10 protein-coding genes are annotated in these 6,869 nt (G+C 65.7%); 6 read left to right on the top strand and 4 right to left on the bottom strand.

The window, feature by feature from the left end; all coding sequences use genetic code 11:
• Positions 1-61: 61 nt before the first annotated feature.
• Positions 62-913 carry a tetratricopeptide repeat protein gene (locus ABJO18_RS15230; protein ID WP_348508827.1) on the bottom strand — a complete coding sequence of 284 codons (852 nt, stop codon included), beginning with the start codon at positions 911-913 and terminating at the stop codon, positions 62-64.
• Positions 914-1,016: 103 nt separating this feature from the next.
• Entirely contained in the window at positions 1,017-1,205 is a 189-nt protein-coding gene (locus tag ABJO18_RS15235; RefSeq protein WP_348508828.1) for a DUF465 domain-containing protein, read from the bottom strand.
• A gap of 88 nt (positions 1,206-1,293) precedes the next feature.
• On the opposite strand from ABJO18_RS15235, the gene ABJO18_RS15240 reads away from it, so the two are divergent.
• Together ABJO18_RS15240 and ABJO18_RS15245 are read left to right on the top strand one after the other, a co-directional pair.
• The gene (locus tag ABJO18_RS15240) at positions 1,294-1,881 is read left to right on the top strand and encodes a UbiX family flavin prenyltransferase (protein WP_348508829.1); all 588 of its coding nucleotides are present in this window, start codon (positions 1,294-1,296) and stop codon (positions 1,879-1,881) included.
• Between the two features lie 157 nt (positions 1,882-2,038).
• Positions 2,039-2,251, top strand: a complete 213-nt coding sequence (locus ABJO18_RS15245) for a YdcH family protein (RefSeq protein ID WP_348508830.1) — start codon at positions 2,039-2,041, stop codon at positions 2,249-2,251.
• 20 nt (positions 2,252-2,271) lie between these two features.
• Here ABJO18_RS15245 and ABJO18_RS15250 read toward each other — a convergent pair whose 3' ends face one another.
• Entirely contained in the window at positions 2,272-2,892 is a 621-nt protein-coding gene (locus ABJO18_RS15250; protein ID WP_348508831.1) for a GGDEF domain-containing protein, read from the bottom strand.
• Between the two features lie 276 nt (positions 2,893-3,168).
• Here ABJO18_RS15250 and purE point away from each other — a divergent pair, with 276 nt between their 5' ends.
• From purE to ABJO18_RS15265, 3 genes are read left to right on the top strand one after another with little or no spacing between them, the layout of a single operon-like run.
• On the top strand, positions 3,169-3,696 hold the full coding sequence (gene purE, locus ABJO18_RS15255; RefSeq protein ID WP_348515992.1) for a 5-(carboxyamino)imidazole ribonucleotide mutase: 528 nt from the start codon (positions 3,169-3,171) through the stop codon (positions 3,694-3,696).
• 6 nt (positions 3,697-3,702) lie between these two features.
• Entirely contained in the window at positions 3,703-4,782 is a 1,080-nt protein-coding gene (locus ABJO18_RS15260) for a 5-(carboxyamino)imidazole ribonucleotide synthase (RefSeq protein WP_348508833.1), read from the top strand.
• Positions 4,783-4,827: 45 nt separating this feature from the next.
• Positions 4,828-5,619 (top strand): metallophosphoesterase, encoded by a 792-nt coding sequence (locus ABJO18_RS15265; RefSeq protein WP_348515993.1) that lies wholly within the window; start codon positions 4,828-4,830, stop codon positions 5,617-5,619.
• A gap of 224 nt (positions 5,620-5,843) precedes the next feature.
• Here ABJO18_RS15265 and ABJO18_RS15270 read toward each other — a convergent pair whose 3' ends face one another.
• On the bottom strand, positions 5,844-6,521 hold the full coding sequence (locus tag ABJO18_RS15270; protein ID WP_348515994.1) for a COQ9 family protein: 678 nt from the start codon (positions 6,519-6,521) through the stop codon (positions 5,844-5,846).
• A gap of 124 nt (positions 6,522-6,645) precedes the next feature.
• Here ABJO18_RS15270 and rpsU point away from each other — a divergent pair.
• A partial coding sequence (gene rpsU / locus ABJO18_RS15275) for a 30S ribosomal protein S21 (protein ID WP_348515995.1) occupies positions 6,646-6,869 on the top strand: 224 nt, incomplete at its 3' end.

The following is a 6,869-nucleotide window of genomic DNA, read 5'->3' on the forward strand; positions in this document are numbered from 1 at the left end:
CCTTGCACGAGCGGCGGCGCGTTGCAATGGCGCCTGGCCGGATACCGGGGTGGCGGGACGGTCAGGGATTGTGCGTGCGCTGATAGTCCTGGGCGATTTCCGGATCGTCCGGCGCCAGCTGCCAGGCCCGGCGGTAGAGCGGCAGGGCCTCGTCCATCCGCCCGAGGGCCTCCAGCGCCGAGGCGTGGGAATGCACGATCGCGCCGGATTCGGGTTCCAGCGCCACGGCCTGTTCGCACAGCGGCAGCGCCGTGCGGGCGCGGCCGTCCTGGATCAGGGTCCAGCACAGCATGTTCAGCGTGGTGCCGCTGTCCGGCTCCAGCTCGACGGCCCGGCGCGCATCGTCGACGGCAGCGCCGGTCATGCCGGCATCCAGCAGGGCGCTCGACCGGTTGATCCATGCGCCGGTCCAGGAGGGTTCCAGCCGGACGACGTGGTCATAGGCGACCACGGCGTCTGCGGCGCGGTCCATGTCCTGATAGATGATGCCCAGCGTCAGCTGGGTCATCACATCGTTTGGCATCTCGGCGGCGGCACGCCGCAGATCGGACAGCGCTTCCTCGAGCTGGCCGAGTTCGGTCCGGGCGATGCCGCGATTGCGCCACAGCGTGGGTTCGATCACTTCGGCGCGCTGGGTTTCGGCAATCGCGAAGGCAAAATTATAGGCGTTCAGCGCGTCCTCGTAACGTTGCTCCGCAAGAAACGCGGCGCCCAGGCCGGCATAGACACTGACCTCGCGATCCGGATCCAGGTCCTCGCTGGACAGGCAGGCCTCCAGATCCTCGATCGCCTGCGCGCTTTCGCCGGCATCCAGCGCCAGCCGTCCGGCCTGGCAGGGCGAAACGTCCTTTTGTGCCAGTACGGGCGGGGCCGCAATCAGGGCGAGGGGCAGGATGGCTGCAAGGGCACGCATGATAGTCTCCGTTTCGGGACACGCAGTCTAACCTGCAAAAAGGGCGGCTCGAAAGCCGCCCCCTGCTTTACGTGTCAGTCGGGTTCGCATCAGTTCGTCCGGATCATCCGGCCAGAGACTGATGCGTGGTCGTTCGGAGGGACTGGATCTGCTCCTTGAGCAGAAGTTTCTCCTTCTTCAGCCGGGCGACTTCCAGCGAGTCCGCCGACGAATGCTTTTTCAATTCGTCGATTTGAGAATCCAGACGCGTGTGACGGGCGTCGAGCTCACGAATGCGGGCTTCGATGGGCATGGAGACGTCTCCTCTTTGTGAAGTGGAACACTCGATTGAAACACGTTCACGCATTATGTCTATTCACGAAACGTTTCGAGGTTAGGGGATGGTGAAGCCGGACCGGATGATCGTGGGCGTGTCGGGCGCGTCCGGAATTATCTATGGAATCAGGGCGTTGGATGCGCTCCGCACGCTGGGAATCGAGAGCCATCTGGTGGCCTCGAAGGCCGCCGAGATGACCCTCGGCTACGAGACGGATCTGTCGATCCGCGACTTCCGGGCCCGGGCGGACCATGTCTACAAGATGCCCGATGTCGGGGCGCCGATCGCGTCCGGCTCCTTCCACACGCGCGGCATGCTGATCGCGCCATGCTCGGTGCGCACCATGTCCGAGATTGCCACCGGTGTGACATCCAGCCTGCTCACACGGGCTGCCGATGTCGTTCTCAAAGAGCGGCGGCGGCTGGTGCTGATGGTGCGTGAGACGCCCTTCCACCTGGGCCATATCCGCACGATGGAGACCCTCACCGAGATGGGTGCGGTGATCTGTCCGCCGCTGCCGGCCTTCTATGCCAAGCCGGAAACCATAGACGACCTGGTCGACCAGTCGGTCGGCCGGGCCCTCGACCTGTTCGGGCTGGACTGGGACTCAACCCGCCGCTGGGGCGAGGATCTGGAGGGCGGGCGGCGCTGAGTGCGTCTTCGCGTCCGCAGCGCCCTTTGCGGATTTATCTGCCGGTCGAAAGCCGCTAGTATCCCCGCTTCGTCGCGTCACGCTGGCCCGACACCCGCAGGGTGGCGCCGGCAAGCCGACGGATCCTGTTCGACAACCGGAAAGAGACGGCTCAGGAATGGACGGAGATTCCCAGGAGCAACAGGCCCTTCTTGAGCAGCTCACCGCGCTGCGCGAGCAGCATGATGCGCTGAACAGGGAGGTCGACATGCTGTCCGACAATGGTGTCGTCGACCAGCTCAAGGTCGCCCGTCTGAAGAAGGAAAAACTCAGGCTGAAGGACGAGATCGCCCGGCTTGAGGATCAGATCACACCCGATATCATCGCCTGAGCCGGACCGGGCTGCTTGCGTCAGGCCTGACGGCGGTCCGCCTGGGACTTCTGAGCCTGCTTGCGCGCATACATGGCAGCGTCGGCCTGGGCCATCGCCTCTTCGGCCTTGTGACCGGCCTGCAGCGGATGGCAGCCCCAGGCGGCACCCACACTCAGCGCGTGGCCCTTGTGCACGAAGGGCGTCGTTTCGATGATGTCGACGAGTTCCTGGGCTTTCGCCTGGGCGCCTTCGTGACCGGTCAGGGTCAGCACGAGGCCGAATTCATCCCCACCCAGACGACCGACCGCATCGGTCTCGCGCACATGGGCGGCCAGCAGGCCCGCGACGTGATGCAGCGCGGCGTCGCCGGCAGCGTGGCCGTGTGTGTCGTTGATTTCCTTGAAGCCGTTCAGATCCATATAGACCAGCGAGGACGGCGCTTCGTGACGTTCGGCCAGGGCCAGGGCTTTCGAGACCTCGCGCAGGAAGGCGCGGCGGTTCAGCACCGGCAGCAGGACGTCGTGATCGGCCAGCGATTCCAGTTCGCGCACCCGGCCGCGAAGGCGCTCGGTTTCCTTGCGCAGCTGATCGACCTCGCCCATCAGCGACAGCAGGGCGCGCTGGACGTTCGGTGTCAGTTCGCTCTCGGGCACGCCCATGATAGAGGCGGAATCCCGCGGCGCCGCAGCAGAGCCTGCCGCGTCACTTTTCCGGGCCGGGTCCGTCCGCCCGCTGCGGGAGACATTGCCGGTCGTGTTCAAGGGGCCGATGCGCATGCGCCGATCCACTCCGATTCCAATCACCCCAAAACGTGAACAAGTGTGGTTAAGAAACCCTCAAGCGCCGAAAGAATTGCCCTGTACCGAAAGGCGCCTTGACCTTCCTCGCGCTGAGGTTAAGGTCCCGCGCTTCCTTTTCTTCGTTCAGGAAGCGTCATGAGCGATCTTTCGCCGTCCTCACCCGATATGGCTGCCACCGCCAGCCTTGCCGATGTTGCCATCGTCATGGGCTCGCGTTCCGACTGGCCGACCATGAAGAAGGCGGCCGGCCTTTTGCGCGATCTCGGCGTGAATTACGAGGCGCAGGTCGTCTCGGCGCACCGCACGCCGGAGCGGCTGGTCGAGTTCGCCAAGACTGCGCGCGATCGCGGTATCAAGGTGATCATCGCCGGTGCCGGCGGCGCGGCCCACCTGCCGGGCATGATTGCCTCGATGACAACCCTTCCGGTGCTGGGCGTTCCGGTGAAATCCAAGGCGCTGAACGGCCAGGACAGCCTCCTGTCCATCGTCCAGATGCCGGCCGGCGTGCCGGTGGGCACGCTGGCGATCGGCGAGGCCGGGGCCACTAATGCCGGACTTCTTGCCGCGTCCATTCTCTCCCTGTCGGATGACGGGGTCGCCGGCCGGCTGGCGCATTGGCGCCAGGCCCAGACCGACAGCGTCCCGGTGACGGTCGAGGACTGATCTTCCATGACGACAGCTCCGCTCTCGCCCGGCTCGGTGATCGGCATTCTTGGCGGCGGACAGCTCGGCCGCATGCTGGCCACGGCCGGCGCTGCGCTGGGTTTTGACGTCCATGTCTACGAGCCCGAGCCGGACTGCCCGGCCTCGCGGGTCGCCGCCCGGTCCTTCTGCGCACCCTGGGATGACGAGGGCGCCGTCCAGGCTTTTGCCGAACGCTGCGATGCGGTGACCTATGAATTCGAGAACGTGCCCGTCGCGACGGTCGAGATCGCCGCGCGCGTCTCGCATCTGCGCCCGGGTGCCCGTTCGCTGGAGCTGACGCAGGACCGGCTGGTCGAGAAAACCTTCATCAACGAGGCCGGCGTGGCCACCGTGCCCTTCGCCGCCGTTGACGATCTTGAGAGCCTCGAGGCGGCCATTGCGCAGATCGGCCTGCCGGCCGTTCTGAAGACCCGGCGTTTCGGTTATGACGGCAAAGGCCAGGCCTGGATCCGCGAGCCCGGCGATGCCGCAAAAGCCTGGCAGGCGATCGGCGAAAAGCCGGCCATCCTGGAAGGCGCCGCCGCCTTCACGCGCGAGCTGTCCGTTGTGGCCGCCCGCTCGGTCGACGGCACGGTGAAAGCCTGGCCGCTCGGCGAGAACATCCACGGCGACGGCATTCTCAAACAGACCCTGGCGCCCGCGACCGGCGTCGATGCCGCGACCCAGGCCCGCGCGCTGGAGATTGCCCGCGCCATCGGCGGCGGGCTGCAGCATGTCGGGGTCTTCGCGGTCGAGCTGTTCGACCTCGGCCCCGACGGGCTGGTGGTCAACGAGATTGCGCCGCGTGTCCACAATACCGGTCACTGGACGATGGATGCCTGCGGCTGCGGCCAGTTCGAACAGCATATGCGCGCCGTGGCCGGCTGGCCGCTAGGGGATCCGTCGCCGCACTCAGCCTGTGTGATGACGAATCTGATCGGCGAGGATGCCAATGACTGGGCGGCGCTGGCGGCCGATCCCCAGGCCCGCCTGCACCTTTACGGCAAGCGCGCCGTGCGCGCCGGCCGCAAGATGGGCCATGTGAACCGCCTCTCCCCGCTTTAGGGGTTCGCACACGGCTGTCCCGCGCCTCATATTGGGGGCATGGACATGATGACAAATCCCACCGCACCCGACCGCTTTATCGATGACGGCGGTCCGTTCGACCTGATCGGGGATGTGCATGGCTGCGCCGGCGAGCTGGAACGGCTGCTGCACCGTCTGGGCTATGAGGTGCGCTATGAGGGCGTGGCCGGCTCACGCGACTATCGCATCCGGCATCCCGAAGGCCGCAAGGCGGTCCTGCTGGGCGATCTGGTCGACCGCGGACCGCGCACGCCGGACGTGATGCGCCTGGCCATGCATCTGGTGGAGACCGGGGCGGGCTATTGCGTGGTCGGCAATCATGACGACAAGTTCCGCCGCTGGCTGGCCGGGCGCGATGTGAAGGTGAGCCACGGGCTCGACGCCACGATCGCCCAATTCCGCCGCGAGAGCGACGATTTCCGCCGTCAGGTCGCGGCCTTCATCGACAGCCTGCCGCACCACCTTCTGCTGGATGGCGGTGAGCTGGTGGTCGCCCATGCCGGCGTTCATGCCGACATGCATGGCGAGGACACGACCCGCGTGCGGGCCTTTGCCATGTTCGGCGAGGTGACGGGCGAGCGGGACCTGCACGGTCTGCCGATCCGCCGGAACTGGGCGCGCAAGTATTCCGGCACGGCGACTGTCGTGCACGGCCATGTCGCGGAGCCAGAGGTGCGCGAGCACAATAATGTCGTCTGTGTGGACACTGGCTGCGTCTTCGGCGGCCATCTCACCGCCCTGCGCTGGCCGGAACGCGACCTGGTCCAGGTGCCCGCCGAGCAGGCCTGGTACGCTTCTCCGCGGTGGGAGGGCTAGCCGGAGCATTTTCAGCAAAAGTGGGAACCGGTTTTGCGGTTCGAAAATGCGACCACCAAAGACCAGCGTTTTCAGCAAAAGTGGGAACCGGTTTTGCGGTTCGAAAATGCGACCACCAAAGACCAGCGTTTTCAGCAAAAGTGGGGACCGGTTTTGCGGTTCGAAAATGCGACCACTCAAGAAGTCACAGTATTCTCATTGACGGCAATCGCGATGAAGGTGCCCTACACCCGCGGTCCCGGGCCGTAGCGCAGCTTGCCGAGCAGGCCGGCGAGGTCGGGCAGGTCGGCGGTCATCTTGGTCAGCTGGGCCTTGGTCTTTTCGAAATCCATCACATTCTGGATGCGGCGGTCGAGAAAGGCGCGGGCCTCGGGCTTTGCGGCATCGCTCTCATTGAGCCAGGCGACCAGGGTCGTGCCGAACACGCCGGAGAGAATCGTCCGCTTGGAGTAGAAATTGACGTCGGTCGAGGTGTCGCCGATAGCGCGCCAGATCGTGTCTGCCGTCGCCCACAGCAATTGCGGGCCGTCTGCAGCGGCGTCCGGCAGCATCAGGCGGGCGCGGGCGCGGCGGGCGGCTTCCTCATGTCCCGAGAGCGCTTCCAGGCGCGCCGTGACGCCAAAGCGCACACGCTCGCGGATCTTCATTTCGGCCAGGTTTGCCGCCTTCACCGCGTCCAGCACGGCCTCGTCCAGGCGCCTTGACCAGTGCGCCAGCATGTCCAGCTCGCCGCGCGGGCAGGCCAGGCGGGCCTGGCCCTCATCGATCCCGGCATCGGCACAGGCGGCGCGGAAACTGTCAGCCGTCCAGCCGTCGAAGGCCGCATGCGCGAGCATGGGCTGCAGCAGGGCCTCGCGTGTGGTAGACTTGCGGAATCGGGTGTCAGAAGCGGCATCGGTCATGCGTCATTCCTAGACCAGACGCGCCTGCGCGTCACTACGCCCGTGTGCGCTGACACAGTGGACACGGCGTCGCAGCTCTGGTAGTAGCCCCGCCTCTGGCGAACTAGCGGCGTGAGGATGGTCCTTGCGTCCAGATAATGGAGAGAGAGCCATCGTACAGATCGTTGTGCGCGACAATAATGTGGAGCAAGCGCTCCGCGCGCTGAAAAAGAAGATGCAGCGGGAAGGTACTTTCCGCGAGATGAAGCGCCGCAATCATTATGAAAAGCCGTCGGAGAAGAAGGCTCGCCAAAAGGCTGAAGCCATTCGCCGTGCGCGCAAGCTGGCCCGCAAGCGGGCGCAGCGCGA

It is taken from the genome of Maricaulis sp., assembly GCF_039978735.1.
Lineage (GTDB): Bacteria > Pseudomonadota > Alphaproteobacteria > Caulobacterales > Maricaulaceae > Maricaulis.

What these genes read in the sequence shown, in the direction of transcription:
- ABJO18_RS15250 (WP_348508831.1), bottom strand. Translation starts at nt 2,892, where the DNA reads ATGGGCGTGCCCGAGAGCGAACTGACACCGAACGTCCAGCGCGCCCTG.
- ABJO18_RS15270 (WP_348515994.1), bottom strand. Translation starts at nt 6,521, where the DNA reads ATGACCGATGCCGCTTCTGACACCCGATTCCGCAAGTCTACCACACGC.
- ABJO18_RS15230 (WP_348508827.1), bottom strand. Translation starts at nt 913, where the DNA reads ATGCGTGCCCTTGCAGCCATCCTGCCCCTCGCCCTGATTGCGGCCCCG.
- ABJO18_RS15240 (WP_348508829.1), top strand. Translation starts at nt 1,294, where the DNA reads ATGGTGAAGCCGGACCGGATGATCGTGGGCGTGTCGGGCGCGTCCGGA.
- ABJO18_RS15245 (WP_348508830.1), top strand. Translation starts at nt 2,039, where the DNA reads ATGGACGGAGATTCCCAGGAGCAACAGGCCCTTCTTGAGCAGCTCACC.
- ABJO18_RS15235 (WP_348508828.1), bottom strand. Translation starts at nt 1,205, where the DNA reads ATGCCCATCGAAGCCCGCATTCGTGAGCTCGACGCCCGTCACACGCGT.
- ABJO18_RS15260 (WP_348508833.1), top strand. Translation starts at nt 3,703, where the DNA reads ATGACGACAGCTCCGCTCTCGCCCGGCTCGGTGATCGGCATTCTTGGC.
- purE (WP_348515992.1), top strand. Translation starts at nt 3,169, where the DNA reads ATGAGCGATCTTTCGCCGTCCTCACCCGATATGGCTGCCACCGCCAGC.
- ABJO18_RS15265 (WP_348515993.1), top strand. Translation starts at nt 4,828, where the DNA reads ATGATGACAAATCCCACCGCACCCGACCGCTTTATCGATGACGGCGGT.